Origin of the sequence: Arcticibacter tournemirensis (assembly GCF_006716645.1) — a bacterium.
Lineage (GTDB): Bacteria > Bacteroidota > Bacteroidia > Sphingobacteriales > Sphingobacteriaceae > Arcticibacter > Arcticibacter tournemirensis.
Window position 1 is genome coordinate 2,517,893 of the sequence record NZ_VFPL01000001.1, and the last position, 20,437, is coordinate 2,538,329.

20 protein-coding genes are annotated in these 20,437 nt (G+C 43.8%); 12 read left to right on the forward strand and 8 right to left on the reverse strand.

Going from position 1 to position 20,437, the window contains the following annotated elements; genetic code table 11:
* Window positions 1-79: 79 nt before the first annotated feature.
* The gene (locus BDE36_RS10485) at window positions 80-2,815 is read left to right on the forward strand and encodes a DNA gyrase/topoisomerase IV subunit A (protein ID WP_141814811.1); all 2,736 of its coding nucleotides are present in this window, start codon (window positions 80-82) and stop codon (window positions 2,813-2,815) included.
* 122 nt (window positions 2,816-2,937) lie between these two features.
* Here the strand turns inward: BDE36_RS10485 and msrA are convergent, their stop codons facing one another.
* The 3 genes from msrA to BDE36_RS10500 form a co-directional block, all read right to left on the reverse strand.
* Window positions 2,938-3,474, reverse strand: coding sequence for a peptide-methionine (S)-S-oxide reductase MsrA (gene msrA / locus BDE36_RS10490; protein WP_141814812.1), 537 nt, complete (start codon window positions 3,472-3,474; stop codon window positions 2,938-2,940).
* A gap of 88 nt (window positions 3,475-3,562) precedes the next feature.
* On the reverse strand, window positions 3,563-5,890 hold the full coding sequence (locus BDE36_RS10495) for a M1 family metallopeptidase (RefSeq protein WP_141814813.1): 2,328 nt from the start codon (window positions 5,888-5,890) through the stop codon (window positions 3,563-3,565).
* 2 nt (window positions 5,891-5,892) lie between these two features.
* Window positions 5,893-6,483, reverse strand: a complete 591-nt coding sequence (locus BDE36_RS10500; RefSeq protein WP_141814814.1) for a HupE/UreJ family protein — start codon at window positions 6,481-6,483, stop codon at window positions 5,893-5,895.
* A gap of 80 nt (window positions 6,484-6,563) precedes the next feature.
* Between BDE36_RS10500 and BDE36_RS10505 the strand changes: the two genes are divergently transcribed.
* On the forward strand, window positions 6,564-7,037 hold the full coding sequence (locus BDE36_RS10505) for a DUF6702 family protein (protein ID WP_141814815.1): 474 nt from the start codon (window positions 6,564-6,566) through the stop codon (window positions 7,035-7,037).
* A gap of 145 nt (window positions 7,038-7,182) precedes the next feature.
* On the opposite strand, the gene BDE36_RS10510 is transcribed toward BDE36_RS10505, so the two are convergent.
* Window positions 7,183-8,223 carry a hypothetical protein gene (locus tag BDE36_RS10510; RefSeq protein ID WP_141814816.1) on the reverse strand — a complete coding sequence of 347 codons (1,041 nt, stop codon included), beginning with the start codon at window positions 8,221-8,223 and terminating at the stop codon, window positions 7,183-7,185.
* Window positions 8,224-8,769: 546 nt separating this feature from the next.
* Here BDE36_RS10510 and BDE36_RS10515 point away from each other — a divergent pair.
* The 4 genes from BDE36_RS10515 (at window position 8,770) to BDE36_RS10530 (ending at window position 10,886) form a co-directional block, all read left to right on the forward strand.
* A complete protein-coding gene (locus tag BDE36_RS10515) occupies window positions 8,770-9,201 on the forward strand; it encodes a carboxypeptidase-like regulatory domain-containing protein (RefSeq protein ID WP_141814817.1) in 432 nt (143 codons plus the stop codon).
* A gap of 48 nt (window positions 9,202-9,249) precedes the next feature.
* Window positions 9,250-9,780: a hypothetical protein gene (locus tag BDE36_RS10520; RefSeq protein ID WP_141814818.1), complete on the forward strand. Its 531-nt coding sequence runs from the start codon at window positions 9,250-9,252 to the stop codon at window positions 9,778-9,780.
* A 287-nt stretch (window positions 9,781-10,067) separates the two neighbouring features.
* Window positions 10,068-10,367: a hypothetical protein gene (locus tag BDE36_RS10525; RefSeq protein ID WP_141814819.1), complete on the forward strand. Its 300-nt coding sequence runs from the start codon at window positions 10,068-10,070 to the stop codon at window positions 10,365-10,367.
* A 12-nt stretch (window positions 10,368-10,379) separates the two neighbouring features.
* Window positions 10,380-10,886 (forward strand): hypothetical protein, encoded by a 507-nt coding sequence (locus BDE36_RS10530; RefSeq protein WP_141814820.1) that lies wholly within the window; start codon window positions 10,380-10,382, stop codon window positions 10,884-10,886.
* A gap of 144 nt (window positions 10,887-11,030) precedes the next feature.
* Here BDE36_RS10530 and BDE36_RS10535 read toward each other — a convergent pair whose 3' ends face one another.
* From BDE36_RS10535 to BDE36_RS10545, 3 genes are read right to left on the reverse strand one after another with little or no spacing between them, the layout of a single operon-like run.
* Window positions 11,031-11,915 carry a class I SAM-dependent methyltransferase gene (locus tag BDE36_RS10535; RefSeq protein WP_141814821.1) on the reverse strand — a complete coding sequence of 295 codons (885 nt, stop codon included), beginning with the start codon at window positions 11,913-11,915 and terminating at the stop codon, window positions 11,031-11,033.
* Window positions 11,916-11,967: 52 nt separating this feature from the next.
* Complete coding sequence (locus tag BDE36_RS10540; RefSeq protein WP_128770550.1) at window positions 11,968-12,720, reverse strand: ABC transporter ATP-binding protein; 753 nt, start codon at window positions 12,718-12,720, stop codon at window positions 11,968-11,970.
* Complete coding sequence (locus BDE36_RS10545) at window positions 12,717-13,448, reverse strand: MlaE family ABC transporter permease (RefSeq protein ID WP_141814822.1); 732 nt, start codon at window positions 13,446-13,448, stop codon at window positions 12,717-12,719. The genes BDE36_RS10540 and BDE36_RS10545 overlap by 4 nt, the downstream gene beginning before the upstream one ends.
* 237 nt (window positions 13,449-13,685) lie before the next feature.
* Between BDE36_RS10545 and BDE36_RS10550 the strand changes: the two genes are divergently transcribed.
* From BDE36_RS10550 to BDE36_RS10560, 3 genes are read left to right on the forward strand one after another with little or no spacing between them, the layout of a single operon-like run.
* On the forward strand, window positions 13,686-14,279 hold the full coding sequence (locus tag BDE36_RS10550) for a PspC domain-containing protein (protein ID WP_128770548.1): 594 nt from the start codon (window positions 13,686-13,688) through the stop codon (window positions 14,277-14,279).
* Between the two features lie 4 nt (window positions 14,280-14,283).
* Window positions 14,284-15,219: a LiaF transmembrane domain-containing protein gene (locus BDE36_RS10555; protein ID WP_128770547.1), complete on the forward strand. Its 936-nt coding sequence runs from the start codon at window positions 14,284-14,286 to the stop codon at window positions 15,217-15,219.
* 2 nt (window positions 15,220-15,221) lie between these two features.
* Window positions 15,222-15,833, forward strand: a complete 612-nt coding sequence (locus BDE36_RS10560) for an RDD family protein (RefSeq protein ID WP_141814823.1) — start codon at window positions 15,222-15,224, stop codon at window positions 15,831-15,833.
* A gap of 3 nt (window positions 15,834-15,836) precedes the next feature.
* On the opposite strand, the gene BDE36_RS10565 is transcribed toward BDE36_RS10560, so the two are convergent.
* The gene (locus BDE36_RS10565; protein WP_128770545.1) at window positions 15,837-16,265 is read right to left on the reverse strand and encodes a Fur family transcriptional regulator; all 429 of its coding nucleotides are present in this window, start codon (window positions 16,263-16,265) and stop codon (window positions 15,837-15,839) included.
* A gap of 175 nt (window positions 16,266-16,440) precedes the next feature.
* On the opposite strand from BDE36_RS10565, the gene ispG reads away from it, so the two are divergent.
* The 3 genes from ispG to BDE36_RS10580 all read left to right on the forward strand — a co-directional run bounded on the left by ispG (window position 16,441) and on the right by BDE36_RS10580 (window position 20,400).
* A complete protein-coding gene (gene ispG / locus BDE36_RS10570) occupies window positions 16,441-18,402 on the forward strand; it encodes a (E)-4-hydroxy-3-methylbut-2-enyl-diphosphate synthase (RefSeq protein WP_141814824.1) in 1,962 nt (653 codons plus the stop codon).
* Window positions 18,403-18,558: 156 nt separating this feature from the next.
* Entirely contained in the window at window positions 18,559-19,404 is an 846-nt protein-coding gene (locus BDE36_RS10575) for a transketolase (RefSeq protein WP_141814825.1), read from the forward strand.
* Window positions 19,405-19,440: 36 nt separating this feature from the next.
* Window positions 19,441-20,400: a transketolase family protein gene (locus BDE36_RS10580; protein ID WP_128770542.1), complete on the forward strand. Its 960-nt coding sequence runs from the start codon at window positions 19,441-19,443 to the stop codon at window positions 20,398-20,400.
* The last annotated feature ends 37 nt before the right edge of the window (window positions 20,401-20,437 follow it).

Consider the following 20,437-nt stretch of genomic DNA (forward strand, 5'->3'; position numbering starts at 1 on the left):
CCCCCGAATATAGAATAGAAAACCCGGTTTAGGCCGGGTTTTTTTGTATATTTACGCGTCCCAGAGTTTAGAAAAAAGGATGAGCGACGAATCTATTGATACTACGAACGAAAGCAACGATAAATTACAAAATGTCACCACGCTTAACGGCTTATACGAAAACTGGTTTCTTGACTATGCATCCTATGTAATACTGGATAGGGCCGTACCCCATGTAAACGACGGTTTTAAACCAGTGCAGCGCCGTATTCTTCATTCGCTGAAAGAAATGGATGATGGCCGCTTTAATAAAGCTGCCAATGTGATAGGAAATACCATGAAATATCACCCGCACGGTGATGCCTCCATTGGAGACGCCATGGTACAGATCGGTCAGAAAAACCTTCTTATCGATACACAAGGTAACTGGGGAGACCCAATGACGGGGGATTCTGCAGCAGCGCCCCGTTACATTGAAGCACGGCTTTCAAAGTTTGCCAATGAAGTTGTTTTTAATCCCGACACTACGGTATGGCAATCCAGTTATGACGGACGTAACCGCGAACCGGTTACCCTTCCTGTAAAGTTTCCTTTGCTGCTGGCTCAGGGAGCTGAAGGTATTGCCGTCGGACTGGCAACAAAAATCCTCCCACATAATTTTATTGAGTTAATTGATGCTTCTATTGAAGTGCTCAAAGGGAACAGGCCCAATCTGGTGCCCGACTTTCCTACCGGCGGTATGGCAGATTGCTCGAACTATAATGAAGGCCAGAGGGGTGGAAGGGTAAGGGTGCGCGCCCGTATCCTGGAGAGAGACAAGAAGACGCTCGCGATTACCGAGATTCCTTTCTCTACCACTACAGGAAGTTTAATAGACAGTATTATTTCGGCAAACGACAAAGGTAAGATCAAGATCAGGAAGATTGAAGATAATACCGCTCAGAATGTCGAGATAATGGTTCATCTTGCTCCCGGTATTTCGCCAGACGTGACCATTGACGCCCTGTATGCCTTTACAGACTGTGAAGTTTCCATTTCTCCTAATACTTGCGTTATCCGCGACGATAAGCCTCATTTTATGAGTGTTAACGATATACTTATCGAGAACACTGTTAATACAAAGGACTTATTAAAGCAGGAGCTGGAGATAAAGCTAGCTGAGCTGAAGGAGAAAATATTTTTCAGCACCCTGCTTAAGATATTTATCCAGGAAGGGATGTATAAGAATCCTGAATACGAAAATTCAGGAGCGTTCGACGCTGTAGTAGAGGTGTTGAATCGTTTGTTTGAACCTTTCTTTCCTCAGTTCTACCGTACGATAGAGCCTGAAGATTATAAAAAACTTATAGACAAGCCTATGAGCAGCATCACCCGCTTTGATGTGAAGAAGGCTGATGAGCAGATGCGGGCCCTTGAAGACGAAATTAAAGATGTTTCTCTTAAATTAAAACACCTTACAGATTATGCTATAAGCTGGTTTGAGCGTATCAGGGAAAAATACGGCAAAGGCCGTGAACGAAAAACCGAATTACGTACATTCGATAAGGTGGAGGCAGCTCAGGTTGCCCTGGCTAACGTAAAACTGTATGTAAATAAAGCGGACGGCTTTATCGGCTCGGGACTGAAGAAGGATGACTTTGTATGCGACTGTTCGGACCTTGACGAAATCATTGTATTCAGGGAAGACGGCCGCTTCCTGGTTGTGAAAATCCAGGATAAAATATTCGTAGGTAAGGATATTGTCCATGTAGGTGTGTTCAAAAAAGGGGATGAGCGTACTGTTTACAACATGATCTACAAAGATGGTCAGAGCGGTACATCTTATATAAAACGATTTTCGGTACTCGGCGTTACCCGCGATAAGGAGTACGACCTCACAAAAGGTTCTAAAGACTCTAAGGTGCTCTACTTTACAGCTAATCCGAACGGAGAGGCTGAGGTGGTTAATGTGCAGCTGAAGCCTCATACGAAGCTTAAAAAGCTGAATATTGATATTGACTTCTCGGAGATTGCCATTAAAGGCCGGAGCTCTATGGGTAACATCGTTACCAAGTATCCTGTTAAGAAAATTCTGTTGAAGTCTAAAGGTATTTCTACTCTTTCCGGCAGGAAGATATGGTTCGACGATGTACTCAGACGACTGAACGTAGATGGAAGAGGTAAGTATCTTGGAGAGTTTGATGGGGCCGATAAAATCCTAACCGTTCTTAGTACAGGCGCTTATGAACTGTCGTCATTCGACCTGACCAATCACTTCGACGACAAGATGACCCTCATAGAAAAGTATGATCCTGAGAAGGTTTATACGGTGATCCATCTGGACGGGAAGTCGAAGAACTATTATGTAAAGCGTTTTACCTTCGACGATCTGGCCATTGGCAGGCAGATGAGCATCATCAATGAAGAACCGGGCTCGAAGATGATCCTGATATCGGGAGCTGCGCAGCCCGTTGTACATCTTGATCTGCTAAAAGGAAAATCGTTGACTCCTGAAACGGCAGAGATCAACCTTGCTGATGCTATTGACGTGAAAGGTATGAAGGCGCAGGGTAATAAACTCTCGCCGCATGAGGTGAAGAAAATTGAACTTATTGCCGAACACGATGATGAGGAAGATGTACCAGATCCTGTAGCGGAGACTCCATTAAAAGCGGTAGTACTTGCTGAAGAACAGGATATCGAGGCTGAAAAAGAGGTTGTAACGAAAGATGATGACACGGCAGCGCCCGTGGTAAGTCCTGAAGTTGAAGAGAAGCCGAAGAAGAAAATTGATTTCGAAATAACCAACCCTGACGATATCGATATTGACGACAAGGGGCAACTGGGCTTATTCTGACAGCTGGAAGAGCTGTCAGAATAAGCTGCGGTTAGCAGTCGGCTATTGGCAGTTGGCTTTTTGAAATCGCTAAATAATAATCAGCTAAAACAAGCCAATTGCCAACCGCCAATTGCCAACAGCTATTTCATTATTTTCTCCCTGAAGCTTTCTGTGAATTTCGCGAGCTTGGGTTGAATTACAAACAAGCAGTAGGGCTTTGCTGTATTTTGTATGTAATAGTTCTGATGATACTCTTCGGCCCGGTAAAAATCGGTTACCGGCGCAATCTCGGTAACTATCGGTTTGTCGTATACGAGTTCTTTGGTAAGATCATCAATCATTTTCAGTGAGGCCTCCTTCTGTTCCTGATTATGGAAAAAGATAACCGAGCGGTACTGTGTGCCGGTATCATTCCCCTGCCGGTTAAGCGTGGTAGGGTCGTGGGTTTTAAAAAAGACAAGCAGTAGATCTTCAAAAGAAATGATTTCAGGATCATAATCAAGTTGAATGACTTCAGCATGACCTGTGGTGCCACTGCACACGTCCAGGTACGATGGGTCGGGCGTTTCTCCCCCCATGTATCCTGATACTACATTCGAAACACCCTGAAGTGCCTGGAAAACTGCTTCGGTACACCAAAAACATCCGGCTCCAAAAGTTGCTTTTTCTAACGCCATTTCTATTGTTTTAACAGATGATATTTAAACTCACATCAATGGCTCAAGAACCGCGCCAGTCAGCCGCATTCACCCTTCCTCTATAGCCTCATTTTCGGGCATCCTGCATTGGATTCGAACCTTCAGAAGAACCTCTTATAGACTGCTTTTGTTTGAACAACTCAAATCTTGATGGCTGATACTGGCGGGGCCAGCTGTTATTGGATTCATCAATGTCTGCCGTTTCCCTGTAAGGGTCCAATTTTACCGATACCACGTCTTTATCTTTAGCAAATACCCTGGTTACGTTATTCTCATCTTTTCGCCAGATATAGGCCGGAATACGTTCTACCTCCTTTGATCCGTCTGCATATGTCCATTCAATGATTATAGGCATTACCAGGCCTCCTATATTAGAAAAGCTTAGTTCGTAGAAGTTCTTTTTGCTGTTATACAATTCTTTTTCTTCGGCAGTCAGAGAGTTATAATAGTCATTAAAGCTTTCCACCGAATTGGCCCTAACTTCGAAGCGGTCGAACTTGTTGTAAAAATCCTTCAGAGAAGTGTCCTGATCAATTGCAAACTTTATTCCTGCCGCGCGGTTGCGTTCTCTGCCGATATCATAAAGCCCGCTTTCATATTCTTTCTTGTCTTCCTTGTTCTCAATGGCCGGATCCTTCGTATTCATCCTATAATGCTTTACATTATCAATTGCAATATCCACAGGGTCAATGCCGTAAAACCAGCCACGCCAGAACCAGTCGAGGTCAACCGCAGACGCATCTTCCATTGTCCTGAAGAAGTCGGAAGGAGTGGGGTGTTTAAACTTCCATCTTCGTGCGTATTCCTTAAATGCATAATCGAACAGTTCACGGCCCATCACAGTCTCTCTCAGGATGTTCAAAGCGGTGGCCGGTTTGGCATAAGCATTCGGACCAAAATTTATAATGTTCTCGGAGTTCGTCATGACGGGCTCAAGCTGATCTTTAGGGAGCTTCATATAATCTACGATCTTATGAGCAGGCCCGCGTTGCGAAGGATAGTTGTTGTCCCATTCCTGTTCAGTCAGAAACTGGCAAAAAGTATTCAGTCCCTCGTCCATCCAGGTCCACTGCCGCTCATCCGAATTAACGATCATTGGAAAGAAGTTGTGTCCAACTTCATGAATGATCACGCCGATCATTCCATATTTTATCGCTTCAGAGTAGGTGCCATCTTTCTCTGCTCGGCCGTAGTTAAAACAGATCATCGGGTACTCCATACCATTAGCCGCTTCCACAGATATTGCTACAGGGTAGGGGTAAGGAACAGTATATTTTGAATACGTTTTAAGGGTGTGAGCCACCACTTTCGTGGAATATTTGCGGTAAAGAGGATATGCTTCGGGACCATAATACGACATAGCCATGGTTTTTTTACCATCTATGTACGTAGCCATGGCATCCCATACCAGCCGTCTTGAAGCCACAAACGCGAAGTCTCGAACGTTAGTAGCCACGTAGGTCCAGGTTTTCTTAGCCTTTGATTTTTGTCCCATCGCCTTTTTAGCTTCGGTGAGATTCACTATTTCTACAGGTTCCTTAGCCGACTGTGCAGATTTCCAGCGGCTAAGTTGTGTTGACGAAAGTACCTGTGCATAGTTCTGACACTCACCTGTTGCACCAATAACGTGATCTGCAGGTACAGTGATATTTACCTTGAAGTTGCCGAATGGCAATGCGAACTCACCGGCTCCGATAAACTGCTTGTTCTGCCATCCCTGAAAGTCGGAGTAAACCGCCAGACGCGGATACCATTGTGTTATAGTATACAGATAGTTTCCATCTTCGGCAAAGTATTCATACCCACCGCGGCCGCCGACGGTCATTCTGTTAGGAATATTATAATACCACGAAATCTTAAACTGGATCCTGCTGTTCGGCTGAAGTGTAGAAGGAAGGTCGATGCGCATCATTGTGTGGTTTATAACATACTTCAGCGCGTTCCCCCGTTCATCGCTTACTTTCAGTATTTTAACTCCCAGATCTTCGTTGAACCCGATGATCCGTTTCAGATCCATGTAGTTCATCTGTTCTTTGAGGCTACTGCTGTTTATCTTATTGTTATCGTTATTCGGATCATGCTGATTTTCGTCCAACTGGATCCATAAGTAAGTTAGCGGATCAGGCGAGTTGTTAAAGTATGTGATCGTTTCATTTCCTGTGATGCGCTGCTTGCTGTCGTCAAGTTCAACATCGATCAGATAATCTGCACGCTGTTGCCAGTAATGCGGACCGGGAGCTCCCGAAGCAGAGCGGTACATATTCGGGTCCTGAAGTATCTGTCCCAACTGCTCGAACTTATTTCCATGATTTGATCCCGGATTGTTTTGACTCTGTGAGAACGCGGCATCCCAGATCAGAATACCAAGTAGAATAGATAGAATACGTTGCTTCATTATTATTGATGTATAAAACTTGTTAAACGCTCCGCCGCCATATAAAAGGCAACTCCAAAGATTATCGTCGATAAGGTCACGCTCCATTTGCTCCGCGGCACCTTTAGTAGGTGAATAATAGCGTACGTTAATAGCAGTACCGTAACAACTATTGCCACCTGGCCCGCTTCCAGTCCCAGATTGAAAGCCAGGAGCTCTGCAACAATATTATTGCTTTTTCCCAGGAGACTTTTAAGATAGTTAGAAAACCCCATTCCGTGAATTAATCCAAATAGGAGGGCCATGACGTATTTAAACGAAAAATAAGCCGATCTTTGCTCTCTGTTAATAATATTGTATAGAGCTGTCAGTATGATCGTTACCGGTATTAAAAACTCTGTTATTGTTGCGGGTACACCGATCCGGTCGAAAACACTGAGTGCGAGGGTGACGGTATGTCCTACTGTAAAAGCGGTAACAAGGATCAATACCTTACGCCAGTCTTTTAAGGAGTATATGCCGCACAAAGCTGCCACAAACAGTATATGGTCATAGCCCTGCCAGTCGAGTATATGCTGCCAGCCCAGTTCAAAGTATAGAGGAAAGTCCTGCATTCGCTGTTCTTTTCGTATTTTTGCGTTAATAATACTACTTTTTTAAGAATCTGTAATTAATAAATCTCTTTTTTTTGAATATGTTACATGTACTTCTGCTTTTTATAAATTTTTTACATCCGTTTTATGTTAGTGTTACCGAGATAAGACACAACGAACGAAATAAAACACTTGAAGTGAGCAGCAGAATGTTCTTTGATGATTTCGAAGCTGCACTCGAGAAACAATATCATGTTAAGATCGATATTTTAAAGCCGTCGGATAAAAAGGTAGTTGATAAGCTGATTGATGACTATATCAGAAAACATTTGGTCCTGACGGTTGAGGGGAAAAAGGTATCCCTTCAATATACAGGCTATGAAATAGAAGAAGACGGAGCGTGGTGCTATTTCACCGTCCCAAATGTGAATAAGTTAAACAAGGTGGTCGTCGTCGATAATATTCTGTTTGAAGAGCATTCATCCCAGATTAATATGATCCACGTTATTGCCGCCGGTACCCGAAAAAGTACCAAGCTAGATAATCCAAAAGATCAAGCGGTATTTTCATTTTGAGTGTAGCAGACAGATGTCCGCTACACTCAAAATGAAAAGCTGTTGGCTGTTGGCAATTGGCTTCAGCTAACAGCCAACAGAACTTTAATCTCTCCACTTTAAACTTTAAACTCTACCCTGCAACTCACGTCCTGCAACCCACAACTTACTGATACTGAATATAAATCGGCTGCGGTTTTAGTTTGAGGAGCTCCTCAGGCGTCATCATCCTATGAGGAGCCTTTTTAATGTCATTTTTGTAAAAGAGTTTAAATCCTGTGAACTGTACAGGCTCGGGAAAGATCCAGTGTCTGTAGGTCCCCTTTTTCAATTCAGGCTCACCCCATCCATCCATATGCATCACTATCTGCACTTCCGGTCTCAGTTTGATGTTTTGAGAGTTGGTAACCATCTTTTTGGTGAAGCGGTGAACGGTAAATACTTTTGGAGGAAGATTATTGTCGCGCACCAATTTAGCAAGGTATTCAGAGCAGTAATTGATATCGGCAGCGTCAAAAGTGCCGATTCTGGTTCCTGGCTTTGCTCCTGTTTTCATTGAGAACTCAGGATCTATGCCAAGATGGACGTGAGGCATCTTTAGATATTCTTCCAGCAACGGAAGTTCTGCTTTGATGTTACTTAATGCAACCTGTATGTCAAGGAATACGATGGCTTTACCCTTTTCGGCTATCTTTAAAACCGAGTCAATTTGCTTATGAGGCATGCGGGTCCGGTATTTTCCATCTTTACCGCCATCACCCTGTGCAACGACCGCGATATAGTGCAGCGCTGGCTGTACCGGTGTTTTAGGATCAGCCTTTTCCCAGCGTTTTACCTCCGCGTTGAGCCGGGAAAGCATTTCCTTAGGAGGATATTCACCCAAAGCGCCCATTCTCTTCGAATAGAGATTCCCGTAATAAGCCACAATACGTTTAAATGGAAGGATTGCACCTGCGAGCGGATACGGTTGTTTTATTACAGGCCAGCGACCAGTAGTGTCACCGTTTGCAATTTCTTTCAGCTTCTGATTATAGGCAGCGGTATCAACGGGTTTTGACTCTTCTTCTTCTTTTGCAGAAGTGCTGTCAGAAGCAGTTGTTAAGGCATTTTCGGACTTCTTCCCGTTTGTATTGCCCGACTTCTGGCCGCATCCCAAAGAAACAATACCTATCGCCAGTGTAATTAAAAACGTATTCTTATATGTCATATAATGTAGAATTTGCAGCAAAATAAATAAAAAGTATCTAGTATCAAGTATCTATCGCTTGTTAATCGCATAATGGCTAATAAAAACTTTTCAGCCACCCTATTGAAAATCTAACCAACAACTCACCCCATTGCTAGCCCCGTGCTTGTTTCACCTGCGAAGACAAAGGATCGCATCGCCTTTTTAGCATCCAGAACAGGTCCAATATCGAAGCAGTTCCGAAGGGGATGGCTTGTTGGTTAGATCATGGTTACTTTTCGGTGAATCACATTTTTAATACCCGGATTTTCGTACATAATAATGGAATCGATAGATACTTTATATATATTTGAAGTAGCCAATTGAACTTAAATGACTATCCTTATCTTTGAATCAACCGACCTGATAGATACTGACAAACTAAACTAACTGTACTTGAACCAACTTGCCAAACGCCAGATGATGCTACTCAAAAATAAGAGGATACATGGTATTCATATGTTACTCCCGTCAGTGCTGTTAAGCCTTTTAATCAGCTCATGCTCCACTGTAAAAACCAATCGAAGTATGGAGGAAGAACAATCCGATGTTTGGTTTAACAATTGCGCCGGCTATACTTTAAATTATACCAATAAAGTGAGTGAAGAGCGGGATAGCATCACGATTTATGGAATAGTGAAGTTCTGCTCATCAAATAAAGCGATCCAGGGAGCCGAAATTAGCTTCTATGGGAATAGTGATTCCGTAATGTTCCGCACAAAAACGGATGCTAAAGGATATTATGAAATTAAAATCAAAATAGGCCACTATCGTCGAATACAAGCCGATTGTTGGGGAGGCGGACTAACTATACCCGACGTTGACTTAGGTGATGTGGGCGATGCGGGTGGCGCTATGAATATTGATATAAAGCTCCTTCGCCGATATTTGTTAATTAATTCATTTCCGCTAACGAGGAAAGATATCAGACAAATCAAGAAGAACAGGAAAGAAAAATAAACATTAATCACGTTAAACCTAAGACCCGTTATTAATAAAACCTCAAACATGAAAACTCTTTTAGTGACAGTTTCTTTGCTTTTATTCAGTAATGTGTTTTTATACAGTCAAACGACAGGAAATACTTCTGAGAGGAAAGCCTCAAAATCTGTTTATGTATATTATGTATATAAGGCAGATACAAAACAGACGAGAGTCTTTGTGCATAAAAAGAATTCCATCCCTCCTGAGTATTTGAAACCTGACCTTAAATTAAAACGAGTTGATCAATTTTCCCTGAAGGACGATAAGGCCTATTCTAAGTCGCTCTTCAAGGTGTTTAGTAAGAGCAGGCTGCGCGATTTGCAACAGGCTTCCATCGCCATAACAATGTACCTTGACATGAACGGTAACATACGATCAGTATCATTTTATTCAAGTCCTGAAATTACCGTCTACGAGCTTGAGAAATTAGAAGATTCCCTAAAGAAGAACGTTGCCTTTTCTTTTAAGGTCGAAGATGACCGGGGGGCTGTTTTAGAGCCCTGCATAATAAATATCCGAATTCAGAAAGTTCTCGACGGATCTTTTCCTTATTAAAGATAACGAAGTTTGTCATGTTAGAAAGTACGAAAAATGATAGTCAGGGACAAGCAGAGCGCGCTGAACGGAGGCCACATGTTAATATGCTCGTTTTGTTACCATTATTGAGTCTGTTAATCTGTTCATGTTTTACGAGAAAAGCGGATCGGGAACGCGACGATCAATCCCGTATTTGGTCCGATAACTGTTCTGGCTACACCTTCAATTATACCGATAAATTTAATAATGAGGATGATTGCAGAAATGACAGTGTAACAATTTATGGGAAAGTTAGATATTGTTCAATGCACAAAAAACTTCCCGGCAGTACCATTTGCTTTTTGGAAGGCGACTCCTTAAAGTTTAGCACGAGGGCCGACAAAAGGGGTTATTATGAGATTAAAATCAAAAGAGGGGTCTATAGTATTATAGCTGAGGGTTCGAGAGGTTCTCTGTTGATTCCCAGGGTGCTGTTAGGACAAATGGGGTGTTCAATGAATATTGACATGAAGCTGTTGCGCCACTACGTATTCATTCATTCGATGCAGTTGACCAGAAAGGATATCAGGCAAATCAAAAAGAACCGTAAGCGGAGTAAACACTAAGAAATACAAAAGATGGCTTTGGAATTGAGACCGACAATAACCACACTATTATTGATTTGGGCTTTAAGCGGTAGCACCCAATCAGTTTCTACAGTAAAACAAGAAGTTGAAAAATCTATTTCGGACTTTTTCATGGGAGATAAGGGTATTTTTGAACGCGTTCCCGATTCAGGTAAGGTGTATAGGTTCTTTTTTCAAGTCGACGTTAGCCGAACTGGTAACAGGAGGCTTTCTGTTACATCGATAAAAGCAAGCGATACAATTGCTTACAAACTTTATCCTGACAGCCATTTTCTGAAAACTCTTCAATGGAATGTTTATATGCATAAGAGGAAAAAAGCTAGCTTTATTATTCCTGTTGTACTGGACGTAATAAGCTCTAAAGGGAAAACGCATAAAAACGAACGATCCGATCAATTAAAGGCTTTTCGTTCGCTTTTTAAGAATGACGGGAATATTGAAGATTATATTTACTTCCGGCCTGTAGTATTTGTGATTAGTAAGCAGATGTTTGATTGAAAAGAAGGCCTGAACATTCGGTTTGAGCGGATCCTGGATAGCCCCTTTCGTCATTGAGATAGCGGATGTGCTGTGAATATCAATATGCTGCTATTGCGTCAATATTTGTTAATTCAGTCAATTCCGCTAACGAAGAAAGGATAGCTACCCTATTTTTCTCACTTTACCAAATACCCCCAGAGGAAGCTTGCTTCCGGCGGTCGCCTGGAGATACAGTTCGCCGGTCTCAAGGTTTTGCGGATCGGAGAGGGGGCCCCGGAGAAGATTTTCGACGATAACCGAGGAAAAGCCAAGAGAGTAGGTGTTCAGTATCAGGAAGTGCTCTTCCTCATCGAGAAGTCCGGCCACGTCCTGCATCATTTCGAGAATATGGTCCTCGAGCTTCCACTTTTCGCCGTTTGGTCCGTGACCATAAGCAGGAGGGTCGAGAATAATGCCATTGTATTTTTTTCCGCGTTTAATTTCACGTTTTACAAACTTGAGAGCATCCTCAACTACCCAGCGGATATCCTTTAGTCCCGAAATCTCCTGATTCTCGTTTGCCCACGTTACCACCTGTTTAATGGAATCAACGTGCGTGGTGTCGGCGCCTGCCGCTTTTGCGGCGAGAGAAGCGCCTCCGGTGTAGGCAAAAAGATTCAGTATCCGGGGTTGTTCCGTTTTAAACTGCCCGATCGTTTCCGAAATATAATCCCAGTTAACGGCTTGTTCGGGGAATACCCCTACATGTTTAAATGACGTAAGAGCAAGGCGAAGCTTTATAGAAATGTCATCATTTTTATAAGTGATATGCCAGCGGTCTGGTGTCCGTGCATTCTTCTTGATCCACTCACCCGAAGTGGCCGAACGCCCTTTAAAGCGGATGTCGTGCAGCTTTTGCCACTCCGACTCCGGTAATTGCTTCGCCCATACAGCCTGAGGTTCAGGTCGTATAAGAGTGATGTTTCCAAAGCGTTCAAGCTTTTCAAAATCGCCGCAATCTATCAGTTCGTAATCTTTCCAGTGCCGGGGAGTAAGTAATGAGATCATTTAAGTGAAAATCTTAAGGCACCAAAGGTAAGGATTCGCCGCCAGCAATCTTCTACAATTTTTCCTTTGCTGCCTGTGTAAACTTGCTGGCAAATACAAAGTCGTTCACCTCGCGGTTGTCTGTATGAGCAATTTCCTTGTTCGATCCTTCCCATTCCTTCATGCCGTTGAAAAGGAAAATGATATGTTCGCCGATACCCATTACCGAATTCATGTCGTGAGTAACTACCACCGTGGTGATGTTATATTCGGCGGTAATCTCATTAATAAGCTCGTCGATCAGGATGGCAGTCTTTGGGTCGAGGCCCGAGTTTGGCTCGTCGACAAAAAGATATTTAGGCTGCATGGAAATGGCTCTCGCAATGCCGACTCTTTTTTTCATACCGCCCGAAAGCTCGGCCGGATACAGTTTATTTTTTCCGCTCAGATCAACCCTTTCAAGACAGAAGTTTACTCTTTCGAGTTTTTCCTCCCGGGATTGAGTCGTAAACATATTAAGCGGAAACATCACATTTTCCTCAACGGTCATGGAGTCGAACAACGCAGAGTTTTGAAAAAGCATCCCAATTTCTTTGCGTATATCAATGCGTTCTTCAGTATTCAGGCGCGTGAAATCCCGACCGTCGTATATAACAGATCCCTGATCAGGCGCATGAAGTCCCACCATGCATTTCAGCAACGTGGTCTTTCCTGAACCGGAGCCCCCGATGATCAGGTTGTTCATGCCATCTTTGAAGGTAGCAGATATTCCCTTAAGAACATAGTTGTCGTCGAATGATTTATGAATGTCTTTTATTTCTATCATAGCATCAGGCCTGTAATAACATAATCGGCACAAAGAATAGCAATACAGCTGGTAACAACGGTCTTGGTGCTCGCCCTGCCTACTTCCAGCGCGCTGCCTTTTACGTAAAATCCCTGGTAAGACGACACCGAAGTGATAATGAATCCAAAAAAGAAAGCTTTTACGAGGGCCACAACGATCGTGTAAGGATTAAAGCCTTCGGTGATACCCCTGTAGTAATCGGCTCCCGAAATTGCGCCCGAAAAAGCACCTCCAAGATATCCTCCCAGGATAGCCAGGCCTATAGATATGATCACAAGTAATGGGATCATTGTTACGCCGGCGACTATTTTAGGAAGGATCAGGTATCCCGGTGCATTGATGCCCATGATCTCTAAAGCGTCGATCTGCTCGGTTACGCGCATAGTCCCTATTTCAGAAGAGATAGATGATCCAATTTTCCCCGCAAGCACAAGGGCGCTGATAGTCGGGCTCAGTTCAAGAATGGCCGAGTCTCGGTTAACTGAACCGATAATCGTGCGGGGGATTAAGTCGCTTTGAAGCTGAAACGCAATCTGCAATGTCATTACCGCTCCAACAAACGTAGATATGATGCCAATCAGATATAACGAATCGACGCCGATGTAAACCATCTCGTTTGAAATGTTCGTTAAATAGATTCTCCACTTTTCAGGGCGTCTGAAAACGGCCTTTAGTAACAGGATATACCGTCCGAAATGTGTAAACATATTTTGTTGTTAAATAATTCCTTTAGAACCTCTCAGCTGACTGTTCTTTGCAATGAAAGCAATTAAGGAGGCAATTTACTGATTCTGTACAACAACACAATCGGCGTAGCGATGTTTTAATAAATATTTGAAGTAGCGGAAATTGGACGTTTTGAACGTATGTAACAAATTGTTGTTCTCACACTCTAATTAATAAAGAATAATTTAATATAGATTACACACATTAATAACATAGTAATGGAAAAGAAATTGCAACGCGACGAAAACAACAAGATGCTTGCAGGAGTAGCTGCCGGTCTTGGTGAGTATTTTGACGTAGATGTCACCTGGGTAAGGGTGATATTCATATTAATGGCCATTTTTGGCCTCTCAGGCGTTTTGATCTACATCATTTTGTGGATAGTGGTTCCTCCCAAACCCTTTTTTGCCGACTTCAGGAAATATGATGCTGACTACCGGGTAAACGACGACCCGGCGGCACCTTTCCAGCCCGGGCAACCTTTCCAGTCAGGGCAGCCTTTTCAGCAGGGACAACCTTTTATGTATCCAAGAGAAAAGAAGGAGGGAAAAGGAAGGTTCGTTGCAGGGATTATTCTGGTTGCTCTTGGAGCCTTTTTCCTGGTAGATGAGTTTTTTTATATCCCTTACTGGTTCTCCTTCGAAAAGCTATGGCCCGTCATACTGATAGTGGTTGGTATCGTTATTCTTGGAAAGTCGGGCAAGAAAAGTACCTTTAGCGGAGTTAATGATCAACAGTCCGCGGCGGATGTATTTGAGAAGAAGGAAAAAGAAAAGGAAGATGATAAGTCGGACGATCAACCATTAGCATAGCGTTATGAAAACAGAAAAAATTATTTGGGGGCTCATCCTGGTTTTTATCGGAGGCATCCTGTTGCTTCAGAACTTTGGCGTGATTGATTTTCAATGGTTCGTGATATGGCGCTTCTGGCCACTTATCCTTATCCTTATTGGAGCCAATATGCTTTTTTCGCGCGAAAACTCGAAAACAGGCGCTATTATCTCAGTTTTCCTAACAGTTGGTGCCCTTGTTTTTATTGGCTGGCAGGGGACGAGGGACCATCACGAGGGGAAATCGCGCTGGTTCTTCTACGAGTGGGAAAACGAACCTAAAAGCGATGTGAAAACCAAGTCAGGATATTTCAGCGAAGCCTATTCGGCGAGCACAACCAGTGCAATATTGAATATCTCGGGTGGAGCAACAACTTACAAGCTGGAAGATACCACCTCAGAATTGTTTAATGCCAAGGTGAGTAGCAGCTTCGGAAATTATTCGCTGGTAAAGATCTCCAACGATAGTTCTGAAACCCTAAATTTCAAGATGTCGGGAAAAGCCGAGTGGGATATGCGCGAGAAAGGTCCGAATGAAGCGGTAATGGCACTTAATACAAATCCCCTGTGGACCATTAACGTCGAAACCGGAGCCGGCAAGGCTTGGTTTGATCTATCTAAATTTAAAGTTGAGAGCTTTAACTTTGAGGGAGGAGCAACTAAACTGGATGTGAAATTGGGCGCGCCACAAGCAATAACCAACGTAAACGTTGAGACCGGCGTCTCGCAGATCCATATTTCAATTCCTGCCAATGCAGCTTGTAAGATAAACACAGATTCAGGACTTTCATCAAGCGATTTTAAAGGTTTTGATAAACAAGGCGACGGGTCCTATATCACTCCAAACTTCAGTACGGCCAAACAGAAATTTATTATTAAACTTGAAGGCGGTCTTTCTAAATTTGATGTAGACCGCTATTAAATATGGAAGATGAATATCTCGTAGTTATTGACGGAAAGCCGCAAGGTCCTTTTACAATAGAACAACTAAAAGGTTTAAACATTGGTCCCGGTACTTTCGTAAAGACCAGGACAATGAAAGACTATAAAGAAGTCGGCGAAGTTGAAGAACTTTGCCGGCTTTTTGGCTTTAGTCACCAGGCCATAGCACGCCCTCAATATTATGCTTCTCCCGACGTCAGGATGCTGGCTGTGGTCATAGACTACCTGCTTATTCTTGTTGTGTATGCGGTGATCCTTGTCATCGTCGTTTCTTTTATAGAATCGAAATACCTGAAGATTGCTGTTTCGCTATCTGGATTGCCCTTAGTCCCAATTACAAAAATCATTATGGGGATCTTCATGGAGGCATCTTCAAGGCAGGCTACCTTCGGGAAAAGCTGGCTTGCGATAAAAGTAACCGATGAACAGGGCCGGAGGATAAGTTTAGGAAGGAGCGCAGCGCGCAACATATTCAAAATCGTTCCGGTACTAACCCTCGGAATTGGCTATCTCTCAGGCTTCTTCAGTAAACGACAACAATGCCTTCATGATAAACTTGCCGGTACGCTGGTTATTAAGGGACGCTTAGTATAGATCTTAATTGTCGGCAGTGCTGCATTTATCACATACTCCGCTTACAATAAGGCTGACTGATTTGGCCTTAAAACCTGCCGGTAAATTGATAGGGGGGAGATGGGTACCATTAAGACAAAACAGCTTTCCGCAAACCGTGCAGTTGAAATGTAAGTGTTCATCGTGATGCTCGTGCTCTTTGCACTCCGACTGGCACAATGCATAATTGGCGGTGCCGTTCAAGTCGATGATCTTATGAATAATTCCCTTTTCTTCAAAGGTCTTCAAAATACGGTATAGCGTTACACGATCAATTTCCTTGCCTAATACTTCTTCGAGATCCGGCTGCGAGGTAGCCATCTCGCGTGAAGAAAGTATGCCCAATACACTGTAGCGTGGCGTTGTTTTCTTAAGGTTATGTTTCTCCAGTAACTGATCAAATTTCCTGTCCATCTTTTTGTCCTTCAATGCCGATCTCCGAACCGCAGAGATACAAATTATCTATCGGACTATAAAAATAAACAAATAATCTCAATTATTGGTGGCTGGCGAGTGTTTTGCAGGAAAGCCTCACACCTTCTCTCATCAGAACAATTAAATCTGTAAATTTGCGTCCTTTAGAGATCTTATGAATACAGCTGAAACGAATACTGCGCTGAAAGGTACTTACTGTAATTCTTTAACTGAATATTCCCGCTTCTTAACAAGGGAAGTGTCGATTGGAAACATTCCGGTTGGAGGCAAAAATCCCATCCGGATTCAGAGCATGACCACAACTGATACGATGGATACGATAGCCACTGTAGAGCAAACGATCCGGATGGTAGATGCGGGTTGTGAGTACGTACGTATTACAGCGCCCAGTATAAAGGAGGCATTGAACCTTGCTGAAATAAAGAAGGAGCTAAAGTACAGGGGATACGACGTGCCCCTGATTGCTGATATTCACTTTACGCCCAATGCCGCTGAAGCTGCAGCTCGTATCGTTGAGAAGGTCCGCATTAACCCTGGCAATTATGCCGACAAAAAGCGTTTTGATCAGCTTGAATATACGCCTGCAGAGTACGAAGCCGAACTTGGCCGGATCTATCAGAAGTTTGCACCTCTTGTGAAGGTATGCAAAGAATATGGTACGGCGATGCGTATTGGCACAAACCATGGCTCACTCTCCGACAGGATCATGAGCTACTACGGCGACACGCCACGTGGTATGGTTGAATCGGCGATGGAGTTTATCAGGATGTGTGAGAGTCTCAGCTACTATAATCTTGTGATCTCTATGAAAGCCAGCAACCCTCAGGTGATGGTTCAGGCTTACCGCCTGCTGGTAGAAACAATGCAAAAAGAGGGGATGAACTACCCTCTCCATCTCGGTGTTACAGAGGCTGGCGACGGCGAAGATGGGCGCATAAAGTCTTCCGTGGGTATTGGTACTTTACTTGAAGACGGTCTTGGTGATACAATCCGAGTTTCTCTGACAGAGGACCCCGAGCTTGAAGCTCCTGTTGCTATTGCACTGGCAAAACGATACGAAGAAAGGCCCTCCCTCAGCGTGGGGCCAGACATCTCTTTGCCTGCAGGATTTTCACCCTATTCTTATCAGAAACGGGAGTCGGCAGAACTCAATACGTTCATTGGCGGTCACCAGGTACCCCGGGTCGTCTTGGATATATCATATTCCAATCTTCGCGACCCGCAGGTGTTGTCGGCAGCAGGATATGAGTATTCTGCTCTTTTAGATAAGTATAATATGGCCGAACAGTCGGTCGACTTTGTGTACCTGGCTGATGAACTTCCTTCTTTCACAATGCCCGGCAATCTAAAACAGGCATATAATTACCCCACATGGCTCAAACTGGCTAATAAAAAGAACTGCCACCCTGTGTTTACCTTGCACGAATATAAAGAAGCCGGGGAGAAGGACCTGTCTTTAAACCTCGTTAGGATAACAAACGAGGACCTTCATAACGGATTCTTTTCTGAAGACCTTATAGATCAAACGCTTGTTTTGGTACTCGAAACCAGCAAAGGCCATGGAATGGCCGATCAGCGCCAGTTCTTTTTCTCCCTGATGAAGGCTGGGATAAATGTACCCGTAATTGTACGGAGAGGCTATTCGGAAGGCAGCGAATCCGATTTTCAGCTATATGCAGCTACTGATGCAGGCGCCTTACTAATCGACGGCTTCGGCGACGGGATATGGCTTGATGCTCCTCATATTTCCCCTAAAGCCGTAGTGAGCACCGCGTTCGGAATTCTTCAGGCAACACGCTCACGAATCTCAAAAACTGAATATATCTCCTGTCCCAGCTGCGGAAGGACTTTATTCGACCTGCAGGAAACTACTCAAATGATCCGGAGCCGGACCAGTCATTTGAAGGGGGTGAAAATAGGGATCATGGGATGCATAGTAAACGGTCCTGGCGAAATGGCCGACGCCGATTACGGCTATGTAGGAACTGGTCCCGGTAAGATCACTCTGTATCGCGGTAAGCAGGTAGTCAAGAAGGCTGTAAATACGGAGAATGCGCTTGACGAATTAATAGAGATTATTAAAGAAGATGGCAACTGGCGGGAAGTTGACAGTTGACAATTCCGGTCTTCTGCGCCTTAATTAACCCTGTCTTTCGATAAATCGCAAACCTGCGGATATGGTAAATTCACGAATGGGTTTGTCTGTTAAATGTCAATTAAACACTTTTCTCTTTCAACTTAATTTCCTATTTTAGTCGCTTTCCAATTAAAAATGAAAGCTGATATTGAAAAATTAACCGGCGTCGCGAAGCAGGTTCGCAGGGATATTGTTAGAATGGTACATCAGTGCCAGTCTGGACACCCTGGAGGGTCGTTGGGATGCACGGACTATTTTGTTGCTCTTTACTTCCACGTACTGAAGCATAATCCCGAGTTTAAAATGGATGGGGTCGGAGAGGACTTATTCTTCCTTTCGAACGGTCATATTTCTCCCGTTTGGTATAGTGTACTGGCACGTTCGGGGTACTTTGATGTTAAGGAACTCGGTACTTTTCGTAAGATTAATTCCAGAATTCAGGGCCACCCTACGACACACGAACATCTTCCCGGAATCCGGATCGCTTCAGGATCACTCGGACAGGGTATGTCGGCCGCGATAGGCGCTGCTCTTACAAAAAAGCTGAATAAAGATACTTCTCTTGTTTTTTCTCTTCATGGCGACGGCGAGCTTCAGGAAGGACAGATCTGGGAGGCAGCCATGTTTGCTCCTCACAATAAGGTAGATAACCTGATCTCTACTATTGATGTTAACGGACAGCAGATTGATGGTCCTACAGAGAAAGTACTTTCCTTAGGTAATCTCAGGGCTAAGTGGGAAGCTTTTGGATGGGAAGTCCTCGAAATGAATGGTAACGACATGGAAGATGTGATCAAGGTACTCGAGCTTGCTAAAACAAAGACATTTAGAGGAAAACCGATCATGATCCTGATGCAAACCAATATGGGGCACGGTGTTGACTTTATGATGGGTTCGCACAAATGGCATGGTGTTGCTCCGAATGACGAACAGCTTGCCCTTGCGCTTGGACAGCTGGAATGCACATTGGGCGATTATTAATACGACAGATAATATAACGCAGGATTAGATATTCTAATGAAAAAATATACTTTCACAGAAAAAAAAGATACACGTTCGGGCTTCGGAGCCGGCTTACTGGAAGCTGGTAAAAGAAACGAGAACGTGGTGGCGCTCTGCGCCGACCTTGTAGGCTCTCTTAAAATGGAGGCCTTCATCAAAGAATTCCCTGAGCGCTTTTTCCAGATGGGGATTGCCGAAGCGAATATGATGGGTATTGCAGCAGGTATGACAATAGGAGGTAAAATTCCTTTTACCGGAACATTTGCTAACTTCTCAACCGGGCGGGTATACGACCAAATCCGTCAGTCGATTGCCTATTCGGATAAAAACGTAAAAATATGTGCGTCACACGCCGGCTTAACTCTGGGCGAAGATGGTGCAACACATCAGATCCTCGAAGATATCGGGCTAATGAAGATGTTGCCTGGCATGACCGTGATCAACACCTGCGACTATAATCAAACTAAGGCTGCTACGATTGCTATTGCAGAATACGAAGGTCCGGTTTATTTACGGTTCGGACGGCCTGTTATGCCCATCTTTACTGACCCTGATCAGAAGTTTGAAATCGGGAAAGCATGGACAGTCAACGAAGGTAAAGACGTGAGTATTTTTGCTACCGGCCACCTTGTATGGGAAGCTATCCTTGCCGGTGAGAAACTTGCAGAAATGGGCATAGATGCTGAGATCATCAACATTCATACGATTAAACCACTCGATGAAGAAGCTGTGTTGAAATCGGTTGCTAAAACCGGATGTGTGGTTACCGCAGAAGAGCATAACCGTCTTGGCGGACTAGGTGACAGCATCGCCCAGTTACTGGTGAAGAATCATCCTGCTCCCCAGGAATATATAGCTGTAGACGACTCTTTTGGCGAGAGTGGTACACCTGCCGAACTGATGAAAAAATACGGCCTCGACAGCGATCATATTATCGCCGCCGTGCAAAAAGTAATAGCCCGAAGAAAAGGCTGATAACAAACAAAAAGGGAGACTGCTGGCAGTCTCCCTT

Excerpts from the sequence above, each read along its gene's own strand:
- BDE36_RS10485 (WP_141814811.1), top strand. The coding sequence starts at position 80 with ATGAGCGACGAATCTATTGATACTACGAACGAAAGCAACGATAAATTA.
- msrA (WP_141814812.1), bottom strand. The coding sequence starts at position 3,474 with ATGGCGTTAGAAAAAGCAACTTTTGGAGCCGGATGTTTTTGGTGTACC.
- BDE36_RS10495 (WP_141814813.1), bottom strand. The coding sequence starts at position 5,890 with ATGAAGCAACGTATTCTATCTATTCTACTTGGTATTCTGATCTGGGAT.
- BDE36_RS10500 (WP_141814814.1), bottom strand. The coding sequence starts at position 6,483 with ATGCAGGACTTTCCTCTATACTTTGAACTGGGCTGGCAGCATATACTC.
- BDE36_RS10505 (WP_141814815.1), top strand. The coding sequence starts at position 6,564 with ATGTTACATGTACTTCTGCTTTTTATAAATTTTTTACATCCGTTTTAT.
- BDE36_RS10510 (WP_141814816.1), bottom strand. The coding sequence starts at position 8,223 with ATGACATATAAGAATACGTTTTTAATTACACTGGCGATAGGTATTGTT.
- BDE36_RS10515 (WP_141814817.1), top strand. The coding sequence starts at position 8,770 with ATGGAGGAAGAACAATCCGATGTTTGGTTTAACAATTGCGCCGGCTAT.
- BDE36_RS10520 (WP_141814818.1), top strand. The coding sequence starts at position 9,250 with ATGAAAACTCTTTTAGTGACAGTTTCTTTGCTTTTATTCAGTAATGTG.
- BDE36_RS10525 (WP_141814819.1), top strand. The coding sequence starts at position 10,068 with ATGCACAAAAAACTTCCCGGCAGTACCATTTGCTTTTTGGAAGGCGAC.
- BDE36_RS10530 (WP_141814820.1), top strand. The coding sequence starts at position 10,380 with ATGGCTTTGGAATTGAGACCGACAATAACCACACTATTATTGATTTGG.
- BDE36_RS10535 (WP_141814821.1), bottom strand. The coding sequence starts at position 11,915 with ATGATCTCATTACTTACTCCCCGGCACTGGAAAGATTACGAACTGATA.
- BDE36_RS10540 (WP_128770550.1), bottom strand. The coding sequence starts at position 12,720 with ATGATAGAAATAAAAGACATTCATAAATCATTCGACGACAACTATGTT.
- BDE36_RS10545 (WP_141814822.1), bottom strand. The coding sequence starts at position 13,448 with ATGTTTACACATTTCGGACGGTATATCCTGTTACTAAAGGCCGTTTTC.
- BDE36_RS10550 (WP_128770548.1), top strand. The coding sequence starts at position 13,686 with ATGGAAAAGAAATTGCAACGCGACGAAAACAACAAGATGCTTGCAGGA.
- BDE36_RS10555 (WP_128770547.1), top strand. The coding sequence starts at position 14,284 with ATGAAAACAGAAAAAATTATTTGGGGGCTCATCCTGGTTTTTATCGGA.
- BDE36_RS10560 (WP_141814823.1), top strand. The coding sequence starts at position 15,222 with ATGGAAGATGAATATCTCGTAGTTATTGACGGAAAGCCGCAAGGTCCT.
- BDE36_RS10565 (WP_128770545.1), bottom strand. The coding sequence starts at position 16,265 with ATGGACAGGAAATTTGATCAGTTACTGGAGAAACATAACCTTAAGAAA.
- ispG (WP_141814824.1), top strand. The coding sequence starts at position 16,441 with ATGAATACAGCTGAAACGAATACTGCGCTGAAAGGTACTTACTGTAAT.
- BDE36_RS10575 (WP_141814825.1), top strand. The coding sequence starts at position 18,559 with ATGAAAGCTGATATTGAAAAATTAACCGGCGTCGCGAAGCAGGTTCGC.
- BDE36_RS10580 (WP_128770542.1), top strand. The coding sequence starts at position 19,441 with ATGAAAAAATATACTTTCACAGAAAAAAAAGATACACGTTCGGGCTTC.